Source organism: Tsuneonella sp. HG222 (assembly GCF_053819185.1).
In genome coordinates this window covers 1,660,746-1,685,313 of sequence record NZ_JBSOQZ010000001.1, presented here as the reverse complement: position 1 = coordinate 1,685,313, position 24,568 = coordinate 1,660,746, and the positions used below count along the sequence as shown (strand labels likewise).

The window sequence follows — 24,568 nt, the reverse complement described above, 5'->3', positions numbered from 1 at the left end:
TTCACAGAAGGTCTGCGAAACCCTCCACAACCGTCCGGTAAACCTCACGTTTGAACGGGACGATGAGCTCCGGCAGCAATTCCGGCGCGACCCATTTCCATTCGCAGAACTCGGGCGGATCGTGCGCTTCAAGGTCGATGTCGCCATCGGCCCCGGTGAAGCGGCAACAGAACCACGTCTGGCGCTGACCGCAATACCGGCCCTGCCACAGTTTGCCCTGCAGCTCGGGCGGAAGGTCATAGAACAGCTCGCCCGGCAATCGGCCCAGCACCTCGACATGCTCGGCCCGCGCGCCGGTTTCCTCGGCGAGTTCGCGCAAGAGGGCGGTTTCGAGGTCCTCGCCCTCGTCAACGCCGCCCTGCGGCATCTGCCACCAGTCGCCTTCCTTGTTGTCGATCCGCTTGCCGACGAACGCCTGGCCCGCGCGGTTGACCAGCATCACGCCCACGCAGGGGCGGTAGAGCGCGGTATCGGTCTCGCTCATGGCAGGACCGCCGCCAGCGCCCGGTAGACCCGCTGCAGATCGGCCCGGCCGCTGGGCACTGCCTTGCGCATGGTGACGAAGCCGTGATGGATGCCCTTGGCCTCGATGCAAACCACGTCGACCCCCTGGCCGATCAGGTGCTGGGCATATTCACGCCCCGAATCGCGCAGCGGGTCGAGTCCGGCGGTCAGCACCACGGTTGGCGGGGTACGCGAATGGTCGGCCTCGAGCAGCGGATAGTTGCGCGGGCTGGTTCTGTCGGGCGCATAGGCCTGGGTGAACCAGTTCATCAACTCGCTGGTCAGGAAGAACCCCTCGGCAAAATCGCGGAAGCTGTCGTGATGGGCGATCTCGCCCGCGATCGGATAGATCGCGACCTGCGCCAGAACCGGCACTGCGGCGGGCTCCTTGATCAGCGCCGCGGTGGTGACGATGGTCAGGTTGCCGCCCGCGCTGTCGCCCATCGGCACGAGGCCGGTGACAGCGAACCCCAGTTCGGGCGGACTGCCGGCCACCCAGCGCGTCGCCGCCTCGCAATCGTCGGGCGCGGCGGGGAAGGGAGCCTCCGGCGCGAGCCGGTAATCGACAGAGACGACCGGCAGGCCGGTTTCCGCCGCGATCTCGCTGCACAGCGAGTGGTAGACCTCGATATCGCCGACCACGAACCCGCCGCCGTGGTAAAACACGATGACCGGACTCGCCGCGCCGTCTCCCTTCGGATCGTAGAGCCGCAGCGGAATGTCCCCTGCAGGGCCCTGGCAGGCGAGATCGCGGATGACCGCCAGTTCGCGCGGTTCGGCGTCGACCATCGGTCCCATCGCCCGCGCGCCCATCCGCGCGTCCGCCAGCGGCACCTCGTAGAGTGCTGGCTGGTTGAGCGACGCGAGATAATCGAGAAAGGCGCGCACGTCGTCGCGCACGTAATGGTCTGCCATGGTCTCTCCTTTGGCCGGCACCCTAGCGAACGGCCTCGCGTTTTCACGCGGCAATTTCGATAGGCGACAGAAAAACTTGATTGCCGCGCAGGGGAGTGGGACCTACGTGCCCGCCACAGTGAACAGACGACGCCGATGCGGCGCGAGCAGGACTTGAACATGGCAACCCAGGCGGCCGAACGGCCGGCCGACGACACCACACCCGATGCGGTAGTGGTCCGCTTCGCCGGCGATTCCGGCGACGGCATGCAGCTGACCGGCGGGCAGTTCACGCTTTCCACGGCGCTGGCCGGCAACGACCTGGCGACCTTCCCCGATTTCCCGGCCGAGATCCGCGCCCCGCAGGGCACGCTGTTCGGCGTCAGCGCCTTCCAGATCAACTTCGGCAGCAGGCAGATCAACACCGCTGGCGACGCGCCCGACGTGCTGGTGGCGATGAACCCGGCCGCGCTGAAGGTAAACGTCCAGGCTTTGAAGCCGGGCGGCCTCATCATCGCCGACACCGGCGAGTTCTCGAAGCGCAACCTCGACAAGGCGAAGTACGACGTCAGCCCGCTGGACGACGGCAGCCTGGCGAAGTGGCAGGTACTGGCTTTCGACATCAGCGCGCTGACGATCGAGGCGGTCAAGGAGTACGGCCTCGGCAACAAGGACGCGCTGCGCTGCAAGAACATGTGGACGCTGGGCCTGGCGCTGTGGATGTTCGACCGCGACCGGCAGCCGCTGATCGACTGGCTCAACGCCAAGTTCAAGACCAAGCCGGACATCGCCGCCGCCAACATCGCCGCGCTCAACGCCGGCCATGCCTATGGCGAGACGGCGGAGCTGTCGGGCCCGCTCAAGCAGACCCACATTCCGCCGGTCCAGAGCGAGCCGGGCCTCTACCGCACCATCACCGGCGCCGAAGCGGTCAGCCTGGGGCTAGTGGCGGGCGCGCAGCTGGCCGAGCTGCCGATGTTCTTCGGCGGCTATCCGATCACGCCCGCCTCGGCGATCCTGCACCACCTCGCACGGCTCAAGGAATTCGGTGTTACCACCTTCCAGGCGGAGGACGAGATCGCCGCGATCTGCGCCGCCATCGGCGCGAGCTACGCCGGCCAGCTTGGCGTCACGTCGTCATCCGGCCCGGGCATCGCGCTCAAGGGTGAGGCGATGGGCCTGGCGATCATGACCGAGCTGCCGCTGGTCATCGTCAACAGCCAGCGCGGCGGGCCGTCGACCGGCCTCCCGACCAAAACCGAGCAGAGCGACCTCTATCAGGCGGTCTATGGCCGTAACGGCGATGCGCCGATGCCGGTCATCTCCGCCAGCAGCCCGGCCGACGCCTTCGAGGTGGCGATCGAGGCCTGCCGCATCGCGACGCAGTACATGACCCCGGTCATGCTGCTGACCGACGGGTATATCGCCAATGCCGCCGAACCGTGGAAGGTGCCCGATCCATCCGCTTTCGAGCCGTTTCCCGCGAAGTTCCTCGAACAGAAGAATGCCAAAGACGCTACAGGGGGCGACACGCTGCTGCCCTACAAGCGCGACGCCAAGGGCGCGCGGCCGTGGATCAAGCCGGGCACGCCGGGCCTGATGCATCGCATCGGCGGGATCGAGAAGCACGAGCAGACCGGTAACATCGACTATTCGCCCGACAACCACCAGAAGATGACCGACGCCCGGCGCGACAAGATCCTGGGCGTTGCGGTGCCCGACCAGCAGGTTTCGTTCGGCGACACGACCGGTGAGCTTGCGGTGGTGGGCTGGGGCAGCACGTACGGCCCGATCCGCCAGGCGGTCCGCCGCTGGGCGGAGAAGGGGCGCAAGGTCAGCCACATCCACGTGCGCCATATCTGGCCGCTGCCGCAGAACCTCGGCGAGCTCCTTGCCGGATTCGACCGCGTGCTCGTTCCCGAAATGAACACCGGCCAGTTCAAGACCGTGCTGCGCGACCAGTTGCTGATTGACTGCGAAAGCCTGACCAAGACCAGCGGCCAGCCGTTTCAGATCGCCGAGCTCGAGACAGCCATCGGCAAGTTTTTCGACGGCGAGACCGGCAACGAGGGCGGGGAGGTCGCGGCCAACCTGCAGCAGCTTCCTTCGTCCGAGCAGGGCCATGACGACGGGTCCCTGCGGCACGAGCATTCATCGCCGCAGGGCGATACGGTGAACCCATGAACGACATGACCCCCATCACGACCACACTGAAGGACTGGGAAACCGACCAGGAAGTCCGCTGGTGTCCGGGCTGCGGGGATTATGCGATCCTCAAGGCCGTGCAGCGCACCTTGCCCACGCTGGGCGCCAACCCGGCGAACACGGTGTTCGTCAGCGGCATCGGCTGCTCCAGTCGCTTCCCCTATTACGTGGAAAGCTACGGCTTCCACACGATCCACGGCCGCGCGCCGGCGTTCGCCACCGGCATCAAACTGGCCAACCCGGACCTCGACGTGTGGATGGTCACCGGCGACGGCGACGGGCTGAGCATCGGTGGCAACCACCTGATGCATGTCCTGCGGCGCAACGTGAACCTGCAGATCCTGCTCTTCAACAACGAGATTTACGGCCTGACCAAGGGCCAGTACTCGCCGACCAGCCGCATCGGCACCAAGAGCCCCTCGACGCCGCTGGGTTCGGTGGACCGCCCGGCCAACCCGTGCGCCTTCGCGCTCGGCGCCGGTGCGCGCTTCGTCGCCCGCGGTTTCGACGTGTCGAAGAGGCTGCCCGAAGTCCTCGTCGCGGCCCATGCCCACCAGGGCGCCGCTTTCGTCGAGATCTTCCAGAACTGCATCGTCTACAACAAGGACGTGTTCGATGCCTTCGCGGCACCGAAGGGGGCCGAGGCGCAGCAGCTCTGGCTCGAGGACGGGCAGCCGATGCTCTTCGCGGCCGGAACGAAGGGCCTGGCGCTCGATCTCGACCTGCTCGAGCTTAAGGTGGTGGACGTGGCGGCCAAGGAAGACGGGACCGGCGACTGGGAAGCCGCCGGCGTGATCGTCCACAACGCGCGCAACCGCTCGATCGCGCACATGCTGGTCGAAATGCCGTTCGGCCCGTTTCCGATGGCGCTGGGCGTAATCTACGACGATCCGCGGCCGACTTTCGAGAGCGGTGTCATCGCCGAACGAGAGCAGGCAAGCGCGGGCAAGGAAGCCAATCTCGCCAAGTTGCTTGCCAAGGGCCAGACCTGGACCGTGGGCGACACGGCGGCCGATCCCGTCAGCAGCCGCCCGCCGGGGCAGGGTGCTCCGAACGCCGAGCCGCCGCTCTGAGTTTGCGTTTTCCTACACGGTGACGGCCGGTTACCACCGCTGCATGACGCTCGCCGCCCGACAGCCCGTGCCATGCGCAATGGCGCCCCTGCGGCGGACGAATTTTTTGCTCTCTGGACCGTGTAACATGCGGTCCATGTCTGCGACCACGACCGGCTCCGATGGATAACTTTACCCATTCGCTCGCCGGCTGGGCGCTCGGGCAGACCGGCCTCAAGCGCAAGAGCCGCAAGGGCCTCGCCGCGCTGATCCTGGGCGCCAACGCACCCGATATCGACGTGTTCTTCGGCTGGGTCGCCTGGCAGCCGCTCGCTACGCACCGCGGGGTGACGCACAGCCTGGTGGCGGGCTTGTGGGTCATGCCGGTGCTGACTGCGGGGATGCTCTGGCTGATCGACCGCTGGCAGGTCTCGCGCGGGGCGGAGTTCAAGTCCGGCCTGAAGATGCGCCCCGGCTGGCTGCTGTTCCTGGCCTTTCTTGGCTGCCTCACCCATCCGCTGCTCGACTGGCAGACGACCTATTCGGTCCAGTTGCTCTCGCCGTTCAGCAACCTGTGGTTCCACAACGACAGCCTGTTCATCATCGACGTCTGGCTGTGGACCGGGCTGACCTTCGCCATCTGGCTCTCGCGGCGGCGCGAGGCGAGCGGGCGGGGCAACTGGCGGATGCCGGCCGTTGCGGCGGTGGCGGGGACGCTCGCCTACATCGGCGGCAATGCGGTGTTGTCGACGATGGTCCGCAGCCGACTGGCAGATGACAGGCCCGATGTCGTCTACACATCCCCGCCACCGGTGCTGTTCTGGCACCGCGAGATCGCGATGGAAAAGGCGGGCGAGCTTGTCTGGGCCGACTACAGCCCGTCGGGCGGAATTGGGCCCTACGTGGGTCCGGTCGCCAACAACATGGACCTTCCCCTTGTGCGGCGAGCCTTGCTGGCACCCGAAGCCAGGACCTTCGCCCGCTGGTCGACGATGCCGTTCGCTGCCGTCAGCCCCGGCAAATGCCGCACGACGGTGCAATTCGGCGACGCGCGCTACGGCCGTACGGCGCAGGGCGGCCGACTCGGGACGGTGGTCACCCTCCCGGTTCGCGGACCCGGCTGTCCGTAGCGGCCTCGATCGCGTGAGCCGTTTCGCTGTCCGCCGCCGCCTTGGCCGGGGTGTAGAGCAGCGCGGCGGCAAGGAAGGCCCAGCCCGCGCCGCCGAGCCAACCGGCGGTCACGTCGCTGGGGAAGTGGACGCCGAGCATGACCCTGCTCCAGGCGACCATGGCGGACAGGACCATCGCCGTGCCGATCACGGTGTAGCGCACCGAATGCCGGCGGCTGAGCGCGGCGAAGGCGATGGCCATGCCGATGTAGACGACCGCCGCGGAAAAGCTGTGACCGCTCGGGAAACTCGCTCCGCCGGCGTCGGTCAGGTGGGGCACGATCTCGGGGCGGGGCCGGCCGACCAGCGCCTTGACCGCGGAATTGGCGATCCATCCCGTCGCCACCGTCAGCGCAAAGAGCACGGCCTCGCGCCGGAGCTTGAGGAACAGCAGGGCGACGACGGCGGCCACGGCGAACAGGTTGCGCAGGAACACTCCGCCCAGCGCAGTCACGTCGCGAACCGATTCGAGCAGAAGTTCGGGCCCGCGCGGGACCATCCCCTCGCCGGTGCGGTGGAACAGCAGGCCCCATCGATCGAAGCCGTCGGTCAGGCCGTTGGTCACGAGGTAGACCATCAGCGCCCAACCGCCCCAGCAAACGGCGGCCGCGATCAGGGCCTTGCGCCGGTTTATCGAAAAACCGCGCGCGGCGATGTTGACCGTCTCGGTCGGGATCGGCGCAGGGCCGGGAATGTCGTCCTGCGCAGGCGTATCCACGAAGGCAGGAACCCGCTGCACGAGGTCACGTTCCCCTGACGATGCCTTCTCCCCAGATCGTCTGGTTCCGGCGCGACCTGCGCCTCGCCGACCAGCCCGCCCTGACCGCAGCTTCCAACGAAGGGCCGGTCATCCCGGTCTACGTGCTCGATGACGAGACGCCGGGCAACCGCAAGCTGGGCGGCGCCTCGCGCTGGTGGCTGCACCATTCGCTGTCGGCCTTGGACACGGCGCTGCGCGCGAAGGGATCGCGGCTGATCCTGAAACGGGGCAAGGCGGCCGACGTGCTGGCCAAGCTGGCACAGTCCACCGGGGCGGAGGCGATCCACGCCATCCGGCATTTCGAGCCGTGGTGGCGCGAGGCGGAAGAGGCGCTCGATGCAAAGGCCACGCTGCATCTCTACGACGGCAACTACCTCGCCCCGCCTGGTTCGCTGACGACCGGGTCGGGCGATCCCTACAAGATCTTCACGCCTTTCTGGCGCGCGCTGCAATCGCACATGCCCCCGCACGATCCGCTACCCGCGCCCAAACTGTCGCACCTATCCAAGTGGCCGGTTTCCGACGAACTGGCAGATTGGCAACTCCTGCCTACGAAGCCCGATTGGGCTAAGGGCTTCGAAGAGTGGGACCCAGGCGAAGCGGCGGCGCACGCGCAGCTTGAAGACTTCCTCGATCGCGTCGGAGACTACGACGAGGCCCGCAATCTTCCGTCGATCGACGGGTCGAGCCGCCTGTCGCCTCACCTGCATTTCGGCGAGATATCCCCGGGTCAGGTCTGGGATGCGCTCAAGGGGCAGAGGGGGCAGGGCGCGGCAACCTTTCGCTCCGAACTGGCCTGGCGCGACTTCGCGCAGAACGTGATCTGCCAGTTTCCCGATTACCCGGACGGCGATTACCGCGAGAAGTTCGACGGTCTGAAATGGCGCCGGTCGAAAGCCGACCTGGAGGCATGGCAGCAAGGCCGCACCGGCTATCCCATCGTCGATGCGGGAATGCGCCAGCTCTGGACGCTGGGTTGGATGCACAACCGCGTGCGCATGATCGCGGCAAGTTTCCTCATCAAGCACCTGCTCATCGACTGGCGCGAAGGTGAGCAATGGTTCTGGGATACGCTGGTCGATGCCGATTACGGCAACAACGCGACCAACTGGCAGTGGGTCAGCGGCACCGGCGTCGACAGCCAGATGTTCCCCCGGATCATGGCGCCGCTGACGCAAAGCCCCAAGTTCGATGCGGCCGATTACATCCGCAAATGGGTGCCGGAACTGGCCGATTTGTCCGACGATGCAATCCACGATCCGTCGGACGACGCGCGCCCCGCTGCCTACCCGGCAAAAATTATCGGGCACAAGGAAGCGCGCGAGCGCGCACTGGCCGCCTATCGCGCCCTGTAACTTGAACCGGCCGCCGATGCGCCGCATAGAGGCTGGCGATGACGGGGCAGGCGATCAGGGGAGAAACCCTGCTTACGGGCGGGGAGCGATTCGGCCGCAAGCCGGGGCTTTTCGCGCGTCTCTATGCCGGCGGTTTCCACCGCGTGGTCGACCGTATCGATGCCGGCCTCGCCACAGGTTCGATCGAAGCCTTGCTGCCCGATGGCACGACGCGACTGCTCGGTGGCCGCGCGCCCGGGTTTCACGCCGTCGTCCACCTGCGCGACTGGCGCGCCCTGCTGCGCCTGGCGACGGGCGGGTCGGTCGGGTGGTACCAGGCGTGGGAGGCCGGCGAGTGGTCGAGCCCGGACATGGTTTCGCTGTTCGCCCTGTTCATCGCCAACGGAGAGACGCTGGGCGAAACTGGGCGTGCCAAGGGGCCGTTCCGGATTGCCGCCCGCTTCGCGCACTGGCTCAACCGAAACACGAAGGGCGGCGCGCAGAAGAACATCCACGCGCACTACGACCTCGGCAACGACTTCTATCGCCAGTGGCTCGACCCGACGATGGCCTATTCCAGCGCCTATCGCCTCGCAGGCGACGGGCTGGAGGCCGCGCAGCACCGGAAATGGGCAAGGCTGGCCGAGAGAGTGGGAGCGGCCGGTTCGGTCCTCGAGATCGGTTGCGGGTGGGGCGGGCTGAGCGGCCATTTCGCACAGCACGGCGCCAGGGTCACCGGGATCAGCCTGTCGGACGAGCAACTCGCGTGGTGTCGCCAACGTTTCCCCGGCGTCGACTTCCGCAAGCAGGACTATAGGGACACCGCGGGCCAGTACGATGCCATCGTAAGCGTCGAGATGGTGGAGGCGCTGGGCCGGGAATACTGGCCGGACTTCATGAATTGCGTTGCCCGCAACCTGAAGCCGGGCGGTCGCGCCGCGATCCAGTACATCGCGATGAAGGACAGCCTGTTCGAAGCCTATGCCCGCAACGCGGACTTCATCCAGGCCTACGTCTTCCCCGGCGGACTGCTGATCAAGACGAGCGAATTCCGCGCGCTGGCGGAGGCGAGGGGGCTTAGCTGGGAGGAGCAGGAAGACTTCCCCCTCGATTATGCCGAAACGCTGCGCATCTGGCGGGAAAACTTCGACCGGGCTGCCGATGAGCGGCGTCTGCCGAGCGATTTCGACGAGCGCTTCCGCAACCTGTGGCGCTTCTATCTGCAATACTGCGAAGGCGGGTTTCGTGGAGGCGGCATCACGGTGAGCCAGGTCACATTGGTGAAGGGCCGCGCATGATCGGCCGAGCCCTGCGCGGTCTCGTTTTGGCTTTGGGCCTGGTGGGCTGCGCATCGACGCCGGACGTGCAGCGCACGTCTCCTCCGGGCGGGGCCGAGGCGCTCATGCGCCAGTCGACCGAGGTGCTTTTCTGGGACGACGCGACCAGAGCGGACCGCTTTCGCCGTATGGAAGACTTCTTCCCCGGGATCGAGATTTCCCCGTCCCCCCGCCCCGATGTGCTGGAGCAAGGAAAGCCGCTACCCGCAGCGGCGGCGGAGTTGCTCGACGCGGCGATGGACCGGGGGAACGTCGCCGGCGTCATGGTCCTGCAAGACGGCCGCGTACGGTACGAGCGCTATGGCCTGGGGTTCGGGCCGACGCAGCGCTGGACCAGCTTCTCGATGGCCAAGAGCCTTACGTCGACGCTTGCCGGCGCAGCCCTGAAAGACGGGAAGATCACCAGCCTGAATGATCCGGTCTCGCGTTACATCCCCGGCCTTGCGGGAAGCGCTTACGACGACGTGACGGTCGAGCAGCTTCTGACGATGAAGTCGGGCGTGAAATGGAACGAGGATTATTCCGACCCAAAGAGCGATGTCGCGCAGGAGTTTGCGATCGCGCCGGAGCCCGGCCTGTCGCAAATCGTGACCTACATGAAGCGCCTGCCGCGCGAAGCTCCGGCCGGAGAGAAGTGGGTCTACAAAACCGGCGAAACGAACCTTGTCGGCGCCCTGGTTGAGGAAGCGACCGGCGAAACGCTGGCCGCCTACGCCAAGCGCAAGATCGTCGATCCCGCGGGTCTTGCCGGAAGCGTGTTCTGGCAGACGGAAGTGGCTGGCGGAAATGTCGGGGGGTGCTGCCTGTCGATGACGCTCGGAGACTACGCGCGCGTCGGGCAGTTCGTGTTGGGCGGTGGCGGCGACAGTGTCGGTCCGGAATGGTTCGCGCAGGCGACCAGACCCCATGCCGATTTCGGCGAAGGCTTCGGATACGGCTATCAGTGGTGGACGTATCCCGGCGGCAACTACGGTGCGGTCGGCATCTTCGGGCAGTCGATCACGATCTTCCCCGCGCAGAAGCTGGTGATCGTCATCCTGTCGAACTGGCCAAGGCCCGCGGGCAGCGATCTGACGCGCCCGCGGACGGCGATGCTTGCCCAGGTGGCCGCGTCCGTCGCGGCCGAGAATCAGCCGCGGTAGGTTCCGTCCCCGCGATAACGGGCCAGGATGTTGTCGTGAACGATAGGGCTAAGGAGCTTGGCGAAGGCGCACCCGGCCAGGTTGTCTTCCCACCAGACGACTTCGGCCTGCAAGGCTTCCAGGCCCGGCAAGGTTAGCCAGCAGACCGTGCCGATGTGCATGCGGCTGACCGACGTGGCGGAGAATCCCGATAGCGACAGGTCGTGAACCACCGTCTGGAAGGCACGCCCCCCCGACTGGCGCAGCTGCGCCGGAATGAGGAGTTTGGTCCGTGGCGCGCTGCGGTCTTCCTGCGCGGCAATTTCATAGCGACCGACAACATTATGCAAGCTCATCGCGCCTATCCCTCTGGCGATGCCCCCACACGGCAGAGGCGCCGTGCATCGAGGACCATTGCCGAAGTTACTTACCGTTTCGCTAGCGAAGATGGTTAAGGCGCAATTTCCAGGCGAATGCGTGCGCCGGTGGCAAATTCGCCTGCGACGAGCGCGAAGATCTTTTCCGCCACGACTTCGGGCGATTTTACCGACTGAGGGTCTTCCCCGGGGTAGGCACGCTCGCGCATTTTCGTGCGAGTGGCGCCGGGATCGACAATTGCAACGCGAACATCGCTGATCCTCTCCACTTCCTGCGCGTAGGCAGAGAGGAGATTGTCGAAAGCCGCCTTGCTGGATCCGTATGCCGCCCAGTATGCCCGGGCTTCCGTGCCGACGGAGCTCGTCAGGCCGAACACCCGGCCGGCGTCCGATCGCTTCAGCAGCGGGTCGAAATTGGCCAGCAGTGCCTGGGTGGCGAGAACGTTGAGCGTCAGCGCCTGGTTGAATTGCTTCTGGTCGATCTGGGTGACCGGGGTGAGCTGGGGCAGCATGGCGGCGTTGATCACGAGCACGTCCAGCTTGTCCCACCGTTCCGAGACGGCATTGGCCAGGCGCGCGATCGAATCGCTCTCGGCAAGGTCCATCGGCGCGATCGTGGCGGTGCCGCCTGCCTCGTGGATAGCTTCCTCAACGGCTTCCAGGTCACGCACCGTCCGCGCTGTCAGCACGACATGGGCACCCTCGGCCGCGAGCTTGCGCGCCGTCGCGGCGCCGATCCCGCGGCTCGCGCCTGTCACGAGCGCGACGCGCCCGGTAAGAGGTTTGCCCTCGGACATCAGGCGACCTTGTTGACCGGCAGGATCAGCTGCGCATCGCCCCGGTGCCGTTCGGCAAGATCGGTCAGGCTGGTCGGATAGTCGCCGGTGAAGCAGGCATCACAGTACTGCGGGCTCGCATCGTTGCGCCCGGTCAGTCCGACGGCGCGGTACAAACCGTCGATCGAGACGAACGCAAGGCTGTCCGCCTGGATGAACTCGCACATGGCCTTCACGTCCATCCGGCCGGCAAGCAGCTTCGAACGTTCGGGCGTATCGACCCCGTAATAGCAGCCGTGCCCGGTGGGCGGGCTGGCGACCCGGAAGTGAACTTCGCGCGCGCCGGCGTCGCGCATCATCTGCACGATCTGCAGGCTGGTGGTGCCGCGCACGATAGAATCGTCGATCAGCACGATGCGCTTGCCTTCGACCAGTGCACGGTTGGCGTTGTGTTTGCGCTTGACGCTCGAATGCCGTGCGCCGTCGCTCGGCTGAATGAACGTCCGGCCGACATAGTGGCTGCGAATGATCCCCAGTTCGAACGGGATGCCTGATTCCTGGCTGTACCCGATCGCCGCGGGAACGCCGCTGTCGGGCACCGGGACGACCAAGTCCGCTTCGACCGGTTCCTCCTTCGCCAGCTCGACGCCGATCTCGCGGCGGGACCGGTAGACCGAGCGATCGTTGAAGATCGAATCCGGACGGCTGAAATAGACGTGCTCGAAGATGCACGGGCGCGACGGTTGCACGCCGAAGGGCCGATGGCTCCTGAGGCGGCCGTCGAAATCGACCTCGACGAACTCGCCCGGTTCGATTTGGCGTACGAAATCCGCACCTACGACGTCCAGTGCGACCGTCTCGCTGGCGAATACGGTCGCATCGCCCAGCTTGCCCATGACCAGCGGGCGAATTCCCAGCGGATCGCGGCAGACGACCATGCCGCGCGGAGTCATGACGATGAGTGAATAAGCACCCTCGACCAGGCGCAGCGCGTCGATCAGCTTGTCCAGCATGGTCGGATAGCGGCTGGTCGCGACGAGGTGAATGATCACCTCGGTGTCGCTGGTCGACTGGAAGATGGCCCCCTTGTTGACCAGTTCCTGGCGCAGATGGCCTGCGTTGGAAATGTTGCCGTTGTGCGCCACGGCGAAACCGCCGCTCGCGAGATCGGCGTAGAGCGGCTGGACATTGCGCAGGCCGGCGCCGCCGGTCGTGGAATACCGTACGTGGCCAGCCGCCATGATGCCGGGCAGCTCCGCGATGGATTCGCCCGAAGCGAAATTCTCGGCCACGTGGCCAAGGCCGCGACGGGTGAAGAACTCCTGCCCGTCGAAGCTGGTGATTCCCACGGCTTCCTGGCCGCGATGCTGCAGGGCGTGAAGGCCAAGCGCAGTCGCCGCGGCCGCCTCTGGCGCGCCGATGATGCCGAAAACGCCGCACTCTTCGCGCAGCTTGTCGCCATCCGGATCGAGGAAGGGGTGGGTGAGGTTCATCCTGTTCCGCAAGGGTTGCCGGGCGCGCAGCCCCAATGGCGATTGCGCGCCCCTATGACAAGTGCGTTGCGGCAGAAAGATGTGGTCGGGGAGAGAGGATTCGAACCTCCGGCCCCTGCCTCCCGAAGACTGATCGCCACGGCTCGCTCGCCGTATTTGGCTGCGTTTACGGGTAGTTTCTCGCGGAACGTGACGGGAACTGACGCTCGTAGCGGAAACTTGTTTCCGTTACCCGGCCTTTTGGCTGATCGCGGCGATCTCGTCGAGGATCGACTGGTGAGGGTCAAACCATTCCCCGTGCAACCGGTGCCGATGGAAGATCTGATGGTAGAACCATTCCTGTTCGTGGTTGCCCTGTTTGGTCGCGAGCAAGCGCAGAGGGACAGGCGAATGACTCCGAAGAACGGCGAAACGTCTGTCCACGTTGTCAGCCAGACCAATCTTGATCTGCCCTGTCTCAGCTTGAACAAAGTAGACGAAGCTTTCGCGCGCCTTCCTGACTGGTCCGACTTCGTCATAGGCGGGTTCGACATGCCTACGTTCGGGCGGCAGGTCGGGTCTTGAATCCATGAAATCCCGAAATACTCGCTCAGCCTTTTCGGGGTCAGCAGTGCCAGTCGTTCGCACCCTCTTGCAGCCAAGCACATACCAAACGATGTAGTATTTGCCCCGCGGTTTGAGGAAGACGAGGCGGGGTCCGTGATTGGTTCTTGGCATGGCTGAACCATAGCGGAAACGTGCTCAAAGCGGAAACGCAAAGTCACTTGCGCCCCCTGTTCGCGGCCCGGCGCGCTTCTTCCATGAAGTCGGGTGAGTGGTGGCGGTAAATCTCGGTGGTCCGCGCATCGGTGTGGCCCAGCCATCCGCCGATCTGATGCAGGTCCACGCCCTTCTGTGCGAGCCAGGTGCCGCAGGTGTGCCGCAGAGTGTGCGGCGAGACTCCGCTCAGGCCGGCGCGCTTGACCGCATCGCGGAAGCCCTTGTCGACCCGCTTTATCGGCGCCCCGTCGATGTGCAGGACGGTGCCTGTATCGCTCGAGCGACGATTCCATGCGTAGCGCAGGAAGCGAGCCAGCTTGTCCGGGATCGGGATGTGAGCCCGGCCCTTCTTCGTCCGCTCTCGCTCTCCCTGAAAATCGATGCGGCCACGCTCGAGGTCGACTTGGGGCCATCGCAGGCTCAGGATCGCCTCTTTCCGCGCGCCTGAGTAGAGGGCGATCAGGATGAACAGCGGCAGGTAGCTGCGAGCCTTCGGAGCGTTGCGAGCGGCTGACAGCAGCCGCGCCGCCTCGGCCTGGGTCAGCCACCGATCCTTGCTCTCCGGCTTGGCCGGCAGCGTAACGGCAACAGGCGTGGTCAACTTCCCCGCCTTGTGCATGAAGTTGATGGCTGTCGACAGCGTGCCCAGCTCCTTGCGCACAGTGCCGGGCTTCTTGGCCCGCTGCTTGCCATAGCGCTCGCACATCGCTTGGTTGATCTGGCCGAGCCTGATCTCCCCGAAGAACGGCAGAAGCGCATCGATCGCGTAGGAGATGCGGTGCGGATCTGCAGTCATCGGGGCCCGCTCTTCCGCGTAGAAGGCAAGAGCGTCTGCCACGGTCACTTCGCCCGGTTCTCGCGGGCCTGCCCGATCCCTGTGACGGTCGCCGATGTGCGCGGCGAGGACTGCCTCAGCTTCGCGCTGATCTGCTGTGCCCGTCGAACGGACGCGCTTGGCGCCGCGTTCGTACTCGAGGATGTAGTAGACGCCGCGCGCCTCGATCCACTTGAGGCGGGGGCCTGTGTTTGGGCGGGGCATTCTTTCTTGGCCTCGATGAACGCTGCTACGTCGGCCGCGTCGAATAGATATGACTTACCCAGGCGCACCGCTGCAAGCCCCTGAGCGCGCATCGTGCGCAAGGTGCGAGTGCTGGGAACGCCGAAGTGCTCGCAGACCTGTTCCGCGGTGAGCAGGCGGGTCATCCATCCCTCTCCCGTTCAAGGAGGGTGCGGAGATAGGCTATCCGTTCAGCGTTCATGCCACCTTCCGTTCGTAGATAATCTGGCGCGTCACATGGAGCGGGATGCCGAGCTTGGCCTGCTGCCGATCGCGGAACTGCACCGCCGCATCCTTCGTGTTGAGCGACATGACCGTCCGGCCGGCGGGTGTTTTGACCAGGAACGTGGCCGATGTAGACGGAACCCTACCCTCTGGCTTTGGCTGTGCGGATGAATAAGCGGTCATGCGACGTAATCCAGCGCAACGACGATAGCGGCCCAGGCGGCGCTTCCAGCGGCGGCCACTTTGATAGCAATGTTGATCCAGCCCTTGCTCGACCAAATGGCTGCGAGAGCGGCCAACCAAGCCAGCGCTACAATGTGGAATGCTTCAGTCATGCGAATAGCTACCGGGGCGATTATTGGCCGCCACCGGCTCCCTTTGGATGGGTGGAAAGATGGGCGACCGGCAAGGCCGAGCCAGTGGGTTTCGCGGCCTGCTTGGCGCGTATCTTCTGGATCGTCTCGGGCGCGTCGATGCGGGCCAGCTCGGTTTCAGCCCAATGCTGCTGGTCCACCCCTTCGGCGACACAGAGCGCCGCAAGGGTGACGGACACGCCCCCGATCTCCTGCTCGGTCACGCCGACAGGCCGGCCGAAAACGTACTCGACGAGGGCGTGCGCCCGATCGGCCGTGAAGTCCGGTAAGGTCTGCGCAAGCTCCAGTGCTTCCTCTACCAGCCTATCGCGCCGCTCCAGCCTGTCGTTGCACACCTTGGGCGGGAAGCACCTGCCCATCCAGTCGGCAACTCGCGCCTGGAAGTCTTCACGCAACAGCCCTTCGGTATCAGTGGAGCGGAGGGCGGCCCCAACGAGCGCCTTGGCTGCGTCACGGATCACCTGCGGATAGGTGTATTGGGTTGGGATGCCGTCGCCCCGATGTGAATACATCGAGGTCAGGAGATACCAGGCTTGTTGCGCGTCTTCTGGCAAGCGAGCGGCCAGAGCGTCGGGCAGTATGCCATGCCGTTCGAGCATTGCCAGACCGTCCACCAGCGCCCCATTGGGTTCACTCGCCATCGTTGTTCTCCTGTGACGAGATGGAGGGGGTGGGCGCACCGCGAGCTTTGGAAATGGCGGCTCGGGACCACCGCTCGTTGTTCGTGATCTGCGAGTGTTCGGAGTGAGTGAGAACCTGCAAGTTCTCGATGCGGTTGTCCGATTTGTTCCCGTTCAGATGGTGAACGTCCTCATCCTCACGGAGCAAGCGCCCAAGATGGAGTTCAATGATGAAGCGATGTTGCTTGACCCGCCGCTCGCCTTGCGCAGTGAGAACGCGTCCCTCGATGTAGCCCTTTTGGGTTGTCCACCATACGGCCAACTGTTTGATCTGGTGCTTGCCGTTGTTGGCCCACATGCAAGGCCGTGAGCAGTAGCGCGAGGTTGCTCGCAGGGGGCGGAAGGTCGTTCCGCAGGATAGACAATCCCGGTCCGGCAGCGAGCGATTGCGTCGGCCCCAAGTGTCTGTGAGGTCGGCGGTCGGACGTTCAGCGCGAGGCATGGATGGCCTCCACGATCTGCTGCGCCTCATCGTCACCCGCTGCCGCCCGCTTACGGGCATACTCATAGAGCGTAGGGCTGGCGGCTATCAGGCGGGCATTGGCGCGACATTCTTCATAGCCGCGAACAACGAACCTGAAACCGCCACAGTTTGCGACAATGGCTCCTGCACGGCCTTCTTCGTTCGTTGTGTAAGCGGCTAAGGTTGCTCCATCTCCCCCGCCTTGCCCAAGCAACCACGGCCCCGGCGTATGCGCGCTCACGGCAATTTCCTTCCAGCAATATGGTCAGCAAGCCTCCAGGGCCTGCAATCAGGCAGGGCATCCCATTCGGCATCGAGACGGGCACGGTTGGCTGCTGCGAACCTGAGGGCATCAAGCAGGGCTTCTGCGGGGTCCAAGTCCGTGACGACGCGGACGGGGATCATGGCTGCTCTCCCAGCTTGGCGAGGGCGGTTGAGCGGGGCTTGCCGGCGGCCTCCCAAGAAGCGACGGCCTCAAGCCAATCCTCCTGCTCCTCGAGCAAAGCGCGTGCCTGTTCGGCTTCTTCTGCGATCTCCGCATCGGTCATTGCGTTGAAGTCAGCAGCATATCGCTGCCAGGCAGTGTTCTGCGGTAACTCAGACATGCGCAGTCTCCTTGTGAGCAGCCAGCCAGTCCCCGAACGAAATCCAGCGATCCTTCACGGCATCGGACAGACGCATCCAGCGGTCGAAGCCGCGCTCGGTGGCGAGCATGTGGGCAAACTCGGAGGTGTCGCCCGTGTCAGCGACGTATTGCGCTGCCTGGATCCACTCCCCGAAGTCGTAGAACTGGTGATCGACGCGAGGCAGGCCGGACACATTGCCTTCCAGCACCAGGCTGGCGATCAGGCGCACATGCAGGGCGTCGTCTGCCGGGGCAGAGGGGGTGAAGGTGGCAGGGCGGTTCATGCCGCCCTCCGCTGCTGGACATGCCAAGCCAGGTGCCCGCCAAGCCACTCGGTGTATGCTGGCGGTATCGCTTCGCTCATTTCGCCAAGCGTCATCCAATCGATGCCCATTGCGGCAGATGCAGCCGCTTTATGCCCGCCCTCCCAGATGTCCCGCGTTCCCCGGCCGCCGTGCTTTGCGGAGCGCTTGCGGGCATGGCCGCCATAGACCCCCACGACAGGCCCGCCTTCGTGCTGGCAGACAGGCTGCTCCAGTGCGATATTGCTCTCAAACAGCCGATGGCGGTGCAGCTCGCAGCCTTGCGCGCCCAGCCCAAACATCGTGCCGCAAAGCATTATCGCGTCGCATAGTGGTGCGCCAACCACGTTCTCAATTACATAGGGCAGGCCGCTATCGCGAAGCATTGCGCGGGTAGCTGGTATTAGGTCGGCGTGGACCCGCGCATCCGGCATGGCCTTAAGCGCCGTGTGCGCCTGACACGGCGGGCTCGCGTGGATTACGTCAAAGCTGGCGACAAAGGTTGGGTCCAGCGTCAGGCAATCGGCCTGAATGAACTCGAACGGATAGCGCGGCTGTGGCCGAATATCGACGCCCACAACCTCGAAGCCGGCCTGATGATAGCCCATGCCAGCGCCGCCCGCGCAGCAGAAGAGGTCGAGCAGCCTCATTGGCCGCGTCCCACGATACCGTCTGCCGGGGCAGAGGGGGTGATGCGTTCGGCGGCGCTCATTGACCGCGTGCCTTTGCGAGGGCGGCGCGGGCGAGTTCACCGCACTCAAGGGTGTCGCCAATTTCGCCCTCAGTGTTCGCGATGAAATTCTGGCACCGCTCCAGAGCCTCGACCAGCTCAGGGAATGCATTGCAGGCACGGACGATGTAGGCGGCGTCGGCTTCTTGCGCCTCGACCATCTGCCTCACTTTGCTCACGTCCTCCCGGCCGAACCCCACCGCGTCTCGGACATCCTCAATCGTATTGGCGCGGCTACTGTGAGCAATGCGGCGAAGGTCGATGCCGGGACCGACAATGTGCAGATCGAACGGCCAGACATCGCTCGTTTCGAGCGACCACGGCAGCGGAGTGCCCGGCGCGATAGCGATACCGGCTTTGCTGGAGACCGGGACGGGCTCCACTGCGTCAGCAGCGGTAGCCTGGGCCTGCAAGGCATCGCCCTGATTGCCCCGGTCAGTAGCTTGGGGAGAGTCTGGAGGGGTCATGCCGACACCACAGCCGGAGCATCGGCAAGCAGGGCTTCGAGACGGGTGGCGAGGGCGGAGAAGGTCCAGCCATCACTGCATTCGACCCAGTAGTCCTCACCCCCAAGGATTTTGTTGAAGTCCTCGCCGCCGGGGAATGCGTTGCGTTCTGCGTCCACCGACGCTTTCCAGCCACCGTAGTCTACATCAGGTTCGACTGCTCTTCCGGTGCCCCTCAGGAACTGGCACGTCGCGCAGTTCGTGGTGTCCTGGAAGTCATAGGCATCATCGCCCCGCGTCAGGCAGTAGGCATGAAACTCCTGGATGAACCGGATGTCGGCAATCGGCAGCTTGTGGGCCATCGTCTCAACTCCTGCCCGACAATCGGGCTGTTGAGACGGTTATGCAGATTGCGTTACGCTAAGTCAACGCAAAATGCATAATGCCGAGAAGATTTTTCCAGATTACGCGAATCGTGTGGTCAATCTCGCCCGCGAGCGAGGCCCCTGAGATAGCCTAGCGCCTCTGCACGCTCCAAGGCAGGCAGACGATCCCAGATGTTCACAACTTCCGCCTTCGGATCATCGGTCTCACCTGGGCCGGGGCCGACGCCGTATAGCAGCCACTGCTCTCGCACCTTGAACTTGCGCGCGTAGGTGAACGCTTTCTTGGCCGGGTAGCCTCGACTGCCGTTCTCATGCGCGAGGTAGGTGGACACCGGGAAGCCCATCGCTTCGGCGGCTTCCTTCGCGGTGCTGTAGCCAGCTCGCAGGCGGGCGATACGAAGTCTCTCGGCGGGATCGGACATGTGCCGGGAATAATGCATTCTGTTATGCAAAAGGCGCTTGCATTCCTGTGACGCATATTGCATAACACCGTTATGCGAACTCACAGCGACATCGTTAGGGACGCCGGAGCGGGGCGGATCGCCACGCTGACGGACAAGACTATACACGCGGTCCGCTCATGGCAGCAGCGCAACAGCATTCCATCGGAATACTGGCAGAAGCTGATCGCGGCTGACCTGACGACGGCTGACGAGCTGATCGCCGCTGCGGCGCGGGCGGCTTAGTGGTGCCCGTTGCCTTCCTTCTTGAAGGGCAGGATGCGGCCTCGCTCGGCGCGTTCGATGATCTCGTATTCAGCGAGGCGTCTGATTTCGCGCTCAAGGTATTTGCGCCACCAGCTTCGGGACACGCGGAATCGGCTGATTTGATCGCCGGACCTGGCAATGATCGTGACCCCTTCGCCGTCGAGTGCGACCAAGGGCAATTGCTCCAAGTATACAATCGGCAAGCCGCGTCCCTCCCCCAAGTGGAAGGGTGCAACATAAAGCACGTAACTTGCAAGCGCTTACCGGGGATTATTAGCGCTTCGGTAGGCATGTGCGGGGACGTGGCATGATCCGCCCGCGCGACGTCGCCCTTCTGGCGCTCAGCTACGAACCTGTCTGGCTCACCCGCTTCTGCGGACAGCGGCATTTCGTGCCCGCCAACGACAACCCAATCATCGGCGGGAGAGCCTGAATGGATCCGCATCTCATCATCGTGGGCAGCATCTCGCTCCTGATCGGCATCGCTGTGCTGCTGGCACCTAGCGACGATCCGAGCGGCGATGGCTGCGACGGTCTCGAAATTGCCCCCGGCTTCGCGGGAGGGGTGGGCGATGCCGGGGGCGAGGGACGTGTGGGCCACGACATCCTGACTAGCGCGAGGGAGGCGCAGGATCATGAACGCTGAATGCGGGATAGTGCAGGCGCTCCTGCGTCAGCAGCAGACGGTTTTCCGCCTCGCCGCGACCAAGGGCGTGACGCAGAAGGTCATCCACCTGGAGACCGGCCTCAGCGTCTCGGTCATCGGCCAGTATGCGCGGGGCGAGACCGCCATGTCGGCCGCTTCGCTCATCAAGATGATCGGTGTCATTCCCGACGAACTGCTGAGCCTGTTGCTTCCCGATGGGCGGGCAATCGTCTCGATGCCGTCTGAGATCAATCACGACGAGATTTGCGAGTGGGCCGAAAAGTTCGCCGCCCGCAAGATGGCTGCGCACCGCGAAGACAGCCCGATGGGGCCTGTGATTGCCCCCTGCGAGGACGATGACCTCAAATCCATCGTGGTCGCGTTCCCGGTTGGGAGGGCAGCATGACCGCCCCCTACGACGACGAGATCGACTGGCACGCTGGTGTCCGTGGCGACACGCGCGGGGCCAAAATCTCCATTGCCTGCCTCGCTGCTGCTGTCCTGCTGATCGGGATGGCGGTGGTGTGGATGCTGTTCTGAACCAATACGAAAGGGGAGTTTTTTGATGGCTACTCAGTTGAAGGAGTTGAAGGGGGGCGTTGCCGCTGACGCGGCCCGCGCTGCCCCTCCTACGGAGCGGAGCCTGCAAGCAGTCTCCGGCACAGCGGGCATCGCTAACGCGGGCGTCTATGCCAAGATTGCCGCCGTGCAGGGCGAACTTGCACACACCGGCATCGGCAAGGACAGCGAGAACAGCTTCGACCGCTACAAGTTTCGCGGGATCGACGCGGTTTACAATGCCCTGGCACCGCTGCTGGCGAAGCACGGCCTTTGCGTCCTGCCCCGCATCATCGATCGCGAAAGCATCGAGCGGGTCAGCAAGAAGGGCGACCCCATGTTCTACGTCACGGTGACTGCGGAGTTCGACTTCGTGTCCGCCGATGATGGCTCTGTCCACACCGTCCGCACCTATGGCGAGGCCATGGACCGCAGCGATAAGGCCACCAACAAGGCCATGTCTGCCGCCTACAAATACGCCGCCTTCATGGCGTTTGCGATCCCGACCGAGGGCGACAACGACGCAGATGCGTCAACGCCCGAAGTCGAGGTTGGGGTTGTCAGGGATACAGCTAGGGAGAGCGCGATTGGCCCTGACAGCCCCAAGCACGATGCGCGCAAGGAGCCGTGGGGCAAGTTCTATTCGGGCAAGGCGGCGCTCCACAAGGGGCTGACGGCTCACGCTGCCGAGCTTCGCCGCATTGGCGACGAGGGCGCGATGGATGACCTCGAAAGCTACCTGACCTCGCCGGAATATGCCGAGTTCGTCCAGGTCGCTGGCGAACACGCGCCCCACTACCTCGAAGGCGGGCCGCCCGCTCCCGAGGAATTTCAATCCATCTTTTCGCTCGAACAGCGTGCCCGTGACCTGATCGCGTTGCGCGGTGGCCGGGCTGCTGAACCACAGGGAGGCAAGTGACATGGCAGGTAGCGTCAACAAGGTAATTCTCATCGGCAATTTAGGCGCCGACCCAGAGGTCAAATCCTTCCAGAACGGCGGGCGCGTCTGCAACCTGCGTCTCGCCACGTCCGAAAACTGGAAGGACAAGCAGACCGGCGAGCGCAAGGAGCGCACCGAGTGGCATCAAGTCACCCTGTCCAGTGATGGGCTGGTAGGCGTGGCCGAGCGGTTCCTGCGCAAGGGCAGCAAGGTCTACATCGAGGGCCAGCTTCGCACCCGCAAATGGCAGGATCAGAGCGGCAACGATCGATACAGCACAGAGGTCAACGTCGGTGGCATCGGCGGTGTCCTGACCATGCTCGACGGACCCCAGGGCGATGGGCGCGGTGAGCGCCAGCAGTCCTACAGCGATACGCCCGCCGGGAACGTCGCTGACAACCTCGACGACGACATCCCGTTCTAATGAACAGGCCCACCCCTTCTCCTTCGGTTTGCGGTCGCTCCGTAACCGCGAAGACGCCCCCAATGCAGTTGCGCGCCGTCCCCATGAACTCATGCGGCGCGCGAGTGAATCCGGTTGGGGTGGGCCACGGGGATTGCCCGGTGAATTGGGGGAATAGCGAGGGGATCGGCGGCGGCAGGCCTGCAATCCGGCAGGAAGCCGCCTCACCCTTGGAGCAAAGACTGATGGCCCGCATCAAGCCCAAGTATAACCCCACACCCACAGCGCGTGAGAGGCGGTTCCATATCTGGCTGATGGACGCCTACCCGTGCGCCTGCGGCTGCGGAAAGCCCGCCACGGTGGTCCACCATCCGTTGCAGCGGCACCCGGAACAGCGCTGGCGCCGCGACCATGAGTTTGTCGTGCCCATGGATGGCTTCTGCCACATGGAATTGCACCGCCATGGCAGCGACGAGTTCGCAGGGAAGGCCTGGCAATATCGGTCCTACGGGATCGACGCGGGGGCGCTATGAGCGACACCGAACCCCTACTGTTCCGCACGGTCCTCGGCAACCTGCGCCCGCTGAACGGCGCGTCCGAGGATGCCATGAAGGCCATCGGCAACGGGCAGACTGTCCGCATCGAGATCAAGCGCACATCCGGCAATATCCGCCGCCTCGCCTGGTATTGGGTGATGCTCAAGATCGCCCTCGACAACTTGGCCGACGCCTTCGACGGGCCGGTGACAACGAAGTCGCTGCACCGCTGGCTCAAGCGCGAGGCTGGACTGGCTACCCCGATTGTCTCTCGCAAGACCGGCGAGGTGATCGACTACGATTACGACTCCATCAGCTTTGCCAGCATGACTGAAGACCAACGCGCGTCCTTTGTGGACTTCGCGTGTGAGAAGCTTTCGGCCCGGCTCGGCGTGGACGTGGCGACCCTACGCCAAGAGGCGGAGGCAGCATGATCCGCCGGATGATCCAAATCTACCGCTTCAAGCTCGTCCTGGAGCGCAATCTAGCCGCCCGCAAACGCGCCCGCCGCGAGGGCAAAATCTACATCGCCGCGCACGTCCGCCGGCACACATAGACACAGGGGAGGGGTAACATGAACGTCTGCGCGCACGAAGGCTGCGAGACCACGCTGGGGCGGGGGAACGCCTCTGGATATTGCAAGCGCCACTACGCCAAGCACTGCATGACCGCCGAACACGCGGCGAACATTCGCGCCGGGCAAAAGCGCCGCATGATGGACCCCGAGCAGCGCGAAAGACTGCGCGAACAGGCGCGGGCCATTGGGAAGTTGCCGCAGGCTGTGAAGGCTCGCCGCGAAAGGGCCATCAGGGACCGCATCTGGGAAAAGGGGCTCGCCGCTGTAACCCCCGAGGGCCGCAAGCTGGCAGGCGCCCGCAGCCGTGCGACGAAGCTGGCGTGGTGCCCGCCGGAATTGCGCGATGACTACATGTACCTGATCCGCACCAAGCGCATCAAGGCGGCCGAGGCGCGCACGATGATCCTTGAGCGGCACGAGGCCGAGATGGCGCGCTGGCGCAGGGCAATCGGCGCGCCGTCCGTGGTCTTTGACGTTTCGGTCGAGAGCCACATCCTCCCTAGCCGGGGTTCGCTGCCTGAGCGCCAAGTGCGTTCCGCCGCCGCGAGTCAGGCTAAGTGGGAGCGCATCGAGACCCTGCGGGTCAACCGCACCATCTGCCCGCACTGCGGCGCACGGAGCGACATCGGCTGCGAGCATTCCCGGAGGGCCGCGTGATTATCCTCCCGTGGCCTGACAAGCGCGTCACGCCCAACGCCAAGCGCCGGACGCACTGGCGGACCTATCAGCCCGCGATCAAGTCAGACCGGGAAACCGGGGCTGTGCTGGCATGGGCCGCGCTGCCGCCCTTGGCGCGCGAGGTTATAGCAGCGGGCGAGGGCAAGATTCCCCTCAAGGTGTCTTTCTTCCCGCCTGACCGCCGCCACCGGGACGATGACGGGATGATAGGCGCGTTCAAGCATTTGCGGGATGGGATCGCAGACGCGCTCAAGGTCGATGACCGGCGGTTCGCGCCCCACTATTTCTTCGAGGAGCCCGTCAAGGGTGGGCGGATTGTCGTCCAGTTTTTCCCCGAGTTTTCCACAGCACCCGGCCCTGCCTTGGGTGCTTCTCATGCTGTAGATGGAAAGCCGCCAGAAATTGGAGAGGCGGCATGAGGGCATCAGAACTAGTCCAGGCCATGAGCGAGGCG

36 protein-coding genes and 2 pseudogenes are annotated in these 24,568 nt (G+C 64.8%); 18 read left to right on the top strand and 20 right to left on the bottom strand.

The annotated features are described in order from the left end of the window. Nucleotide 1 precedes the first annotated feature (1 nt). Together ACWPMZ_RS08605 and ACWPMZ_RS08600 are read right to left on the bottom strand one after the other, a co-directional pair. A complete protein-coding gene (locus ACWPMZ_RS08605) occupies nucleotides 2–484 on the bottom strand; it encodes an RNA pyrophosphohydrolase (protein WP_455703593.1) in 483 nt (160 codons plus the stop codon). Then, nucleotides 481–1,419, bottom strand: coding sequence for an alpha/beta hydrolase (locus tag ACWPMZ_RS08600; RefSeq protein ID WP_455703592.1), 939 nt, complete (start codon nucleotides 1,417–1,419; stop codon nucleotides 481–483). Before ACWPMZ_RS08600 ends, ACWPMZ_RS08605 begins: the two co-directional genes overlap by 4 nt. A 159-nt stretch (nucleotides 1,420–1,578) precedes the next feature. Between ACWPMZ_RS08600 and ACWPMZ_RS08595 the strand changes: the two genes are divergently transcribed. The 3 genes from ACWPMZ_RS08595 (at nucleotide 1,579) to ACWPMZ_RS08585 (ending at nucleotide 5,785) form a co-directional block, all read left to right on the top strand. Then, nucleotides 1,579–3,582 carry a 2-oxoacid:acceptor oxidoreductase subunit alpha gene (locus ACWPMZ_RS08595; protein WP_455703591.1) on the top strand — a complete coding sequence of 668 codons (2,004 nt, stop codon included), beginning with the start codon at nucleotides 1,579–1,581 and terminating at the stop codon, nucleotides 3,580–3,582. Next, nucleotides 3,579–4,676, top strand: a complete 1,098-nt coding sequence (locus ACWPMZ_RS08590; RefSeq protein ID WP_455703590.1) for a 2-oxoacid:ferredoxin oxidoreductase subunit beta — start codon at nucleotides 3,579–3,581, stop codon at nucleotides 4,674–4,676. Before ACWPMZ_RS08595 ends, ACWPMZ_RS08590 begins: the two co-directional genes overlap by 4 nt. 161 nt (nucleotides 4,677–4,837) lie before the next feature. Next, the gene (locus tag ACWPMZ_RS08585) at nucleotides 4,838–5,785 is read left to right on the top strand and encodes a metal-dependent hydrolase (RefSeq protein WP_455703589.1); all 948 of its coding nucleotides are present in this window, start codon (nucleotides 4,838–4,840) and stop codon (nucleotides 5,783–5,785) included. Here the strand turns inward: ACWPMZ_RS08585 and ACWPMZ_RS08580 are convergent. Continuing rightward, nucleotides 5,751–6,563: a phosphatase PAP2 family protein gene (locus tag ACWPMZ_RS08580; protein WP_455703588.1), complete on the bottom strand. Its 813-nt coding sequence runs from the start codon at nucleotides 6,561–6,563 to the stop codon at nucleotides 5,751–5,753. The genes ACWPMZ_RS08585 and ACWPMZ_RS08580 overlap by 35 nt on opposite strands. A gap of 20 nt (nucleotides 6,564–6,583) precedes the next feature. Between ACWPMZ_RS08580 and ACWPMZ_RS08575 the strand changes: the two genes are divergently transcribed. Genes ACWPMZ_RS08575 through ACWPMZ_RS08565 form a run of 3 tightly spaced genes read left to right on the top strand, consistent with a single transcriptional unit; the run spans nucleotide 6,584 to nucleotide 10,397 of the window. After that, entirely contained in the window at nucleotides 6,584–7,939 is a 1,356-nt protein-coding gene (locus tag ACWPMZ_RS08575) for a cryptochrome/photolyase family protein (protein ID WP_455703587.1), read from the top strand. A gap of 38 nt (nucleotides 7,940–7,977) precedes the next feature. Further along, a complete protein-coding gene (locus tag ACWPMZ_RS08570) occupies nucleotides 7,978–9,216 on the top strand; it encodes a class I SAM-dependent methyltransferase (protein WP_455703586.1) in 1,239 nt (412 codons plus the stop codon). Beyond that, nucleotides 9,213–10,397 carry a serine hydrolase domain-containing protein gene (locus ACWPMZ_RS08565; RefSeq protein ID WP_455703585.1) on the top strand — a complete coding sequence of 395 codons (1,185 nt, stop codon included), beginning with the start codon at nucleotides 9,213–9,215 and terminating at the stop codon, nucleotides 10,395–10,397. The genes ACWPMZ_RS08570 and ACWPMZ_RS08565 overlap by 4 nt, the downstream gene beginning before the upstream one ends. Here the strand turns inward: ACWPMZ_RS08565 and ACWPMZ_RS08560 are convergent. The 16 genes and pseudogenes from ACWPMZ_RS08560 to ACWPMZ_RS08485 form a co-directional block, all read right to left on the bottom strand. Further along, nucleotides 10,385–10,732 carry a PilZ domain-containing protein gene (locus tag ACWPMZ_RS08560; RefSeq protein ID WP_455703584.1) on the bottom strand — a complete coding sequence of 116 codons (348 nt, stop codon included), beginning with the start codon at nucleotides 10,730–10,732 and terminating at the stop codon, nucleotides 10,385–10,387. The two genes, ACWPMZ_RS08565 and ACWPMZ_RS08560, sit on opposite strands and share 13 nt — an antisense overlap. Before the next feature lie 95 nt (nucleotides 10,733–10,827). Then, nucleotides 10,828–11,550: an SDR family NAD(P)-dependent oxidoreductase gene (locus ACWPMZ_RS08555; RefSeq protein ID WP_455703583.1), complete on the bottom strand. Its 723-nt coding sequence runs from the start codon at nucleotides 11,548–11,550 to the stop codon at nucleotides 10,828–10,830. Then, the gene (gene purF / locus ACWPMZ_RS08550) at nucleotides 11,550–13,022 is read right to left on the bottom strand and encodes an amidophosphoribosyltransferase (RefSeq protein ID WP_455703582.1); all 1,473 of its coding nucleotides are present in this window, start codon (nucleotides 13,020–13,022) and stop codon (nucleotides 11,550–11,552) included. The genes ACWPMZ_RS08555 and purF overlap by 1 nt, the downstream gene beginning before the upstream one ends. Before the next feature lie 228 nt (nucleotides 13,023–13,250). Beyond that, entirely contained in the window at nucleotides 13,251–13,592 is a 342-nt protein-coding gene (locus ACWPMZ_RS08545; RefSeq protein ID WP_455703581.1) for a GIY-YIG nuclease family protein, read from the bottom strand. 190 nt (nucleotides 13,593–13,782) lie between these two features. Continuing rightward, nucleotides 13,783–14,820: a tyrosine-type recombinase/integrase gene (locus ACWPMZ_RS08540; protein ID WP_455703580.1), complete on the bottom strand. Its 1,038-nt coding sequence runs from the start codon at nucleotides 14,818–14,820 to the stop codon at nucleotides 13,783–13,785. 17 nt (nucleotides 14,821–14,837) lie between these two features. Beyond that, nucleotides 14,838–14,984: pseudogene (locus ACWPMZ_RS08535) on the bottom strand (helix-turn-helix domain-containing protein); the annotation flags it as partial. 258 nt (nucleotides 14,985–15,242) lie between these two features. After that, the gene (locus tag ACWPMZ_RS08530; RefSeq protein WP_455703579.1) at nucleotides 15,243–15,398 is read right to left on the bottom strand and encodes a hypothetical protein; all 156 of its coding nucleotides are present in this window, start codon (nucleotides 15,396–15,398) and stop codon (nucleotides 15,243–15,245) included. A 20-nt stretch (nucleotides 15,399–15,418) separates the two neighbouring features. Continuing rightward, nucleotides 15,419–16,078 carry a hypothetical protein gene (locus ACWPMZ_RS08525; protein WP_455703578.1) on the bottom strand — a complete coding sequence of 220 codons (660 nt, stop codon included), beginning with the start codon at nucleotides 16,076–16,078 and terminating at the stop codon, nucleotides 15,419–15,421. Next, a complete protein-coding gene (locus ACWPMZ_RS08520) occupies nucleotides 16,068–16,415 on the bottom strand; it encodes an HNH endonuclease signature motif containing protein (RefSeq protein WP_455703577.1) in 348 nt (115 codons plus the stop codon). Before ACWPMZ_RS08520 ends, ACWPMZ_RS08525 begins: the two co-directional genes overlap by 11 nt. 130 nt (nucleotides 16,416–16,545) lie before the next feature. Then, the gene (locus ACWPMZ_RS08515; protein WP_455703576.1) at nucleotides 16,546–16,821 is read right to left on the bottom strand and encodes a hypothetical protein; all 276 of its coding nucleotides are present in this window, start codon (nucleotides 16,819–16,821) and stop codon (nucleotides 16,546–16,548) included. 160 nt (nucleotides 16,822–16,981) lie between these two features. Continuing rightward, nucleotides 16,982–17,185 (bottom strand): hypothetical protein, encoded by a 204-nt coding sequence (locus ACWPMZ_RS08510; protein WP_455703575.1) that lies wholly within the window; start codon nucleotides 17,183–17,185, stop codon nucleotides 16,982–16,984. Beyond that, nucleotides 17,178–17,489, bottom strand: coding sequence for a hypothetical protein (locus ACWPMZ_RS08505; protein WP_455703574.1), 312 nt, complete (start codon nucleotides 17,487–17,489; stop codon nucleotides 17,178–17,180). The genes ACWPMZ_RS08510 and ACWPMZ_RS08505 overlap by 8 nt, the downstream gene beginning before the upstream one ends. Continuing rightward, nucleotides 17,486–18,157, bottom strand: a complete 672-nt coding sequence (locus tag ACWPMZ_RS08500) for a DNA cytosine methyltransferase (protein ID WP_455703573.1) — start codon at nucleotides 18,155–18,157, stop codon at nucleotides 17,486–17,488. Before ACWPMZ_RS08500 ends, ACWPMZ_RS08505 begins: the two co-directional genes overlap by 4 nt. 58 nt (nucleotides 18,158–18,215) lie before the next feature. Beyond that, complete coding sequence (locus ACWPMZ_RS08495) at nucleotides 18,216–18,704, bottom strand: hypothetical protein (protein WP_455703572.1); 489 nt, start codon at nucleotides 18,702–18,704, stop codon at nucleotides 18,216–18,218. After that, on the bottom strand, nucleotides 18,701–19,045 hold the full coding sequence (locus ACWPMZ_RS08490; RefSeq protein WP_455703571.1) for a hypothetical protein: 345 nt from the start codon (nucleotides 19,043–19,045) through the stop codon (nucleotides 18,701–18,703). Before ACWPMZ_RS08490 ends, ACWPMZ_RS08495 begins: the two co-directional genes overlap by 4 nt. 119 nt (nucleotides 19,046–19,164) lie before the next feature. Beyond that, nucleotides 19,165–19,509, bottom strand: coding sequence for a helix-turn-helix domain-containing protein (locus ACWPMZ_RS08485; protein ID WP_455703570.1), 345 nt, complete (start codon nucleotides 19,507–19,509; stop codon nucleotides 19,165–19,167). A 54-nt stretch (nucleotides 19,510–19,563) separates the two neighbouring features. Between ACWPMZ_RS08485 and ACWPMZ_RS08480 the strand changes: the two genes are divergently transcribed. Further along, the gene (locus tag ACWPMZ_RS08480; protein WP_455703569.1) at nucleotides 19,564–19,755 is read left to right on the top strand and encodes a hypothetical protein; all 192 of its coding nucleotides are present in this window, start codon (nucleotides 19,564–19,566) and stop codon (nucleotides 19,753–19,755) included. On the opposite strand, the gene ACWPMZ_RS08475 is transcribed toward ACWPMZ_RS08480, so the two are convergent. Further along, on the bottom strand, nucleotides 19,752–19,949 hold the full coding sequence (locus tag ACWPMZ_RS08475; RefSeq protein WP_455703568.1) for a hypothetical protein: 198 nt from the start codon (nucleotides 19,947–19,949) through the stop codon (nucleotides 19,752–19,754). The two genes, ACWPMZ_RS08480 and ACWPMZ_RS08475, sit on opposite strands and share 4 nt — an antisense overlap. Before the next feature lie 134 nt (nucleotides 19,950–20,083). Between ACWPMZ_RS08475 and ACWPMZ_RS08470 the strand changes: the two genes are divergently transcribed. The 11 genes and pseudogenes from ACWPMZ_RS08470 (at nucleotide 20,084) to ACWPMZ_RS08420 (ending at nucleotide 24,533) form a co-directional block, all read left to right on the top strand. Then, nucleotides 20,084–20,209, top strand: a complete 126-nt coding sequence (locus tag ACWPMZ_RS08470) for a hypothetical protein (protein ID WP_455703567.1) — start codon at nucleotides 20,084–20,086, stop codon at nucleotides 20,207–20,209. After that, nucleotides 20,210–20,422 carry a hypothetical protein gene (locus ACWPMZ_RS08465; protein ID WP_455703566.1) on the top strand — a complete coding sequence of 71 codons (213 nt, stop codon included), beginning with the start codon at nucleotides 20,210–20,212 and terminating at the stop codon, nucleotides 20,420–20,422. Nucleotides 20,423–20,432: 10 nt separating this feature from the next. Next, the gene (locus ACWPMZ_RS08460; RefSeq protein ID WP_455703565.1) at nucleotides 20,433–20,828 is read left to right on the top strand and encodes a hypothetical protein; all 396 of its coding nucleotides are present in this window, start codon (nucleotides 20,433–20,435) and stop codon (nucleotides 20,826–20,828) included. After that, on the top strand, nucleotides 20,825–20,962 hold the full coding sequence (locus tag ACWPMZ_RS08455; RefSeq protein ID WP_455703564.1) for a hypothetical protein: 138 nt from the start codon (nucleotides 20,825–20,827) through the stop codon (nucleotides 20,960–20,962). Before ACWPMZ_RS08460 ends, ACWPMZ_RS08455 begins: the two co-directional genes overlap by 4 nt. Before the next feature lie 25 nt (nucleotides 20,963–20,987). Beyond that, nucleotides 20,988–21,899: an ERF family protein gene (locus ACWPMZ_RS08450; RefSeq protein ID WP_455703563.1), complete on the top strand. Its 912-nt coding sequence runs from the start codon at nucleotides 20,988–20,990 to the stop codon at nucleotides 21,897–21,899. Nucleotide 21,900: 1 nt separating this feature from the next. Continuing rightward, nucleotides 21,901–22,293: pseudogene (ssb, locus tag ACWPMZ_RS08445) on the top strand (single-stranded DNA-binding protein); the annotation flags it as partial. Between the two features lie 275 nt (nucleotides 22,294–22,568). Beyond that, entirely contained in the window at nucleotides 22,569–22,856 is a 288-nt protein-coding gene (locus ACWPMZ_RS08440) for a hypothetical protein (protein WP_455703562.1), read from the top strand. Continuing rightward, nucleotides 22,853–23,293, top strand: a complete 441-nt coding sequence (locus ACWPMZ_RS08435) for a hypothetical protein (RefSeq protein ID WP_455703561.1) — start codon at nucleotides 22,853–22,855, stop codon at nucleotides 23,291–23,293. Before ACWPMZ_RS08440 ends, ACWPMZ_RS08435 begins: the two co-directional genes overlap by 4 nt. Beyond that, nucleotides 23,290–23,415, top strand: a complete 126-nt coding sequence (locus ACWPMZ_RS08430; RefSeq protein ID WP_455703560.1) for a hypothetical protein — start codon at nucleotides 23,290–23,292, stop codon at nucleotides 23,413–23,415. The genes ACWPMZ_RS08435 and ACWPMZ_RS08430 overlap by 4 nt, the downstream gene beginning before the upstream one ends. Nucleotides 23,416–23,433: 18 nt before the next feature. After that, nucleotides 23,434–24,093 carry a hypothetical protein gene (locus ACWPMZ_RS08425; RefSeq protein ID WP_455703559.1) on the top strand — a complete coding sequence of 220 codons (660 nt, stop codon included), beginning with the start codon at nucleotides 23,434–23,436 and terminating at the stop codon, nucleotides 24,091–24,093. Further along, a complete protein-coding gene (locus ACWPMZ_RS08420) occupies nucleotides 24,090–24,533 on the top strand; it encodes a hypothetical protein (protein WP_455703558.1) in 444 nt (147 codons plus the stop codon). Before ACWPMZ_RS08425 ends, ACWPMZ_RS08420 begins: the two co-directional genes overlap by 4 nt. Nucleotides 24,534–24,568: the final 35 nt, after the last annotated feature.

Coding starts and splice junctions, on each gene's coding strand:
- ACWPMZ_RS08605 (WP_455703593.1), bottom strand. CDS start 484: ATGAGCGAGACCGATACCGCGCTCTACCGCCCCTGCGTGGGCGTGATG.
- ACWPMZ_RS08600 (WP_455703592.1), bottom strand. CDS start 1,419: ATGGCAGACCATTACGTGCGCGACGACGTGCGCGCCTTTCTCGATTAT.
- ACWPMZ_RS08595 (WP_455703591.1), top strand. CDS start 1,579: ATGGCAACCCAGGCGGCCGAACGGCCGGCCGACGACACCACACCCGAT.
- ACWPMZ_RS08590 (WP_455703590.1), top strand. CDS start 3,579: ATGAACGACATGACCCCCATCACGACCACACTGAAGGACTGGGAAACC.
- ACWPMZ_RS08585 (WP_455703589.1), top strand. CDS start 4,838: ATGGATAACTTTACCCATTCGCTCGCCGGCTGGGCGCTCGGGCAGACC.
- ACWPMZ_RS08575 (WP_455703587.1), top strand. CDS start 6,584: ATGCCTTCTCCCCAGATCGTCTGGTTCCGGCGCGACCTGCGCCTCGCC.
- ACWPMZ_RS08570 (WP_455703586.1), top strand. CDS start 7,978: ATGACGGGGCAGGCGATCAGGGGAGAAACCCTGCTTACGGGCGGGGAG.
- ACWPMZ_RS08565 (WP_455703585.1), top strand. CDS start 9,213: ATGATCGGCCGAGCCCTGCGCGGTCTCGTTTTGGCTTTGGGCCTGGTG.
- ACWPMZ_RS08560 (WP_455703584.1), bottom strand. CDS start 10,732: ATGAGCTTGCATAATGTTGTCGGTCGCTATGAAATTGCCGCGCAGGAA.
- ACWPMZ_RS08555 (WP_455703583.1), bottom strand. CDS start 11,550: ATGTCCGAGGGCAAACCTCTTACCGGGCGCGTCGCGCTCGTGACAGGC.
- purF (WP_455703582.1), bottom strand. CDS start 13,022: ATGAACCTCACCCACCCCTTCCTCGATCCGGATGGCGACAAGCTGCGC.
- ACWPMZ_RS08545 (WP_455703581.1), bottom strand. CDS start 13,592: ATGGATTCAAGACCCGACCTGCCGCCCGAACGTAGGCATGTCGAACCC.
- ACWPMZ_RS08540 (WP_455703580.1), bottom strand. CDS start 14,820: ATGCCCCGCCCAAACACAGGCCCCCGCCTCAAGTGGATCGAGGCGCGC.
- ACWPMZ_RS08530 (WP_455703579.1), bottom strand. CDS start 15,398: ATGACTGAAGCATTCCACATTGTAGCGCTGGCTTGGTTGGCCGCTCTC.
- ACWPMZ_RS08525 (WP_455703578.1), bottom strand. CDS start 16,078: ATGGCGAGTGAACCCAATGGGGCGCTGGTGGACGGTCTGGCAATGCTC.
- ACWPMZ_RS08520 (WP_455703577.1), bottom strand. CDS start 16,415: ATGTGGGCCAACAACGGCAAGCACCAGATCAAACAGTTGGCCGTATGG.
- ACWPMZ_RS08510 (WP_455703575.1), bottom strand. CDS start 17,185: ATGTCTGAGTTACCGCAGAACACTGCCTGGCAGCGATATGCTGCTGAC.
- ACWPMZ_RS08505 (WP_455703574.1), bottom strand. CDS start 17,489: ATGAACCGCCCTGCCACCTTCACCCCCTCTGCCCCGGCAGACGACGCC.
- ACWPMZ_RS08500 (WP_455703573.1), bottom strand. CDS start 18,157: ATGAGGCTGCTCGACCTCTTCTGCTGCGCGGGCGGCGCTGGCATGGGC.
- ACWPMZ_RS08495 (WP_455703572.1), bottom strand. CDS start 18,704: ATGACCCCTCCAGACTCTCCCCAAGCTACTGACCGGGGCAATCAGGGC.
- ACWPMZ_RS08490 (WP_455703571.1), bottom strand. CDS start 19,045: ATGGCCCACAAGCTGCCGATTGCCGACATCCGGTTCATCCAGGAGTTT.
- ACWPMZ_RS08485 (WP_455703570.1), bottom strand. CDS start 19,509: ATGCATTATTCCCGGCACATGTCCGATCCCGCCGAGAGACTTCGTATC.
- ACWPMZ_RS08480 (WP_455703569.1), top strand. CDS start 19,564: ATGCGAACTCACAGCGACATCGTTAGGGACGCCGGAGCGGGGCGGATC.
- ACWPMZ_RS08470 (WP_455703567.1), top strand. CDS start 20,084: ATGATCCGCCCGCGCGACGTCGCCCTTCTGGCGCTCAGCTACGAACCT.
- ACWPMZ_RS08465 (WP_455703566.1), top strand. CDS start 20,210: ATGGATCCGCATCTCATCATCGTGGGCAGCATCTCGCTCCTGATCGGC.
- ACWPMZ_RS08455 (WP_455703564.1), top strand. CDS start 20,825: ATGACCGCCCCCTACGACGACGAGATCGACTGGCACGCTGGTGTCCGT.
- ACWPMZ_RS08450 (WP_455703563.1), top strand. CDS start 20,988: ATGGCTACTCAGTTGAAGGAGTTGAAGGGGGGCGTTGCCGCTGACGCG.
- ACWPMZ_RS08440 (WP_455703562.1), top strand. CDS start 22,569: ATGGCCCGCATCAAGCCCAAGTATAACCCCACACCCACAGCGCGTGAG.
- ACWPMZ_RS08435 (WP_455703561.1), top strand. CDS start 22,853: ATGAGCGACACCGAACCCCTACTGTTCCGCACGGTCCTCGGCAACCTG.
- ACWPMZ_RS08430 (WP_455703560.1), top strand. CDS start 23,290: ATGATCCGCCGGATGATCCAAATCTACCGCTTCAAGCTCGTCCTGGAG.
- ACWPMZ_RS08425 (WP_455703559.1), top strand. CDS start 23,434: ATGAACGTCTGCGCGCACGAAGGCTGCGAGACCACGCTGGGGCGGGGG.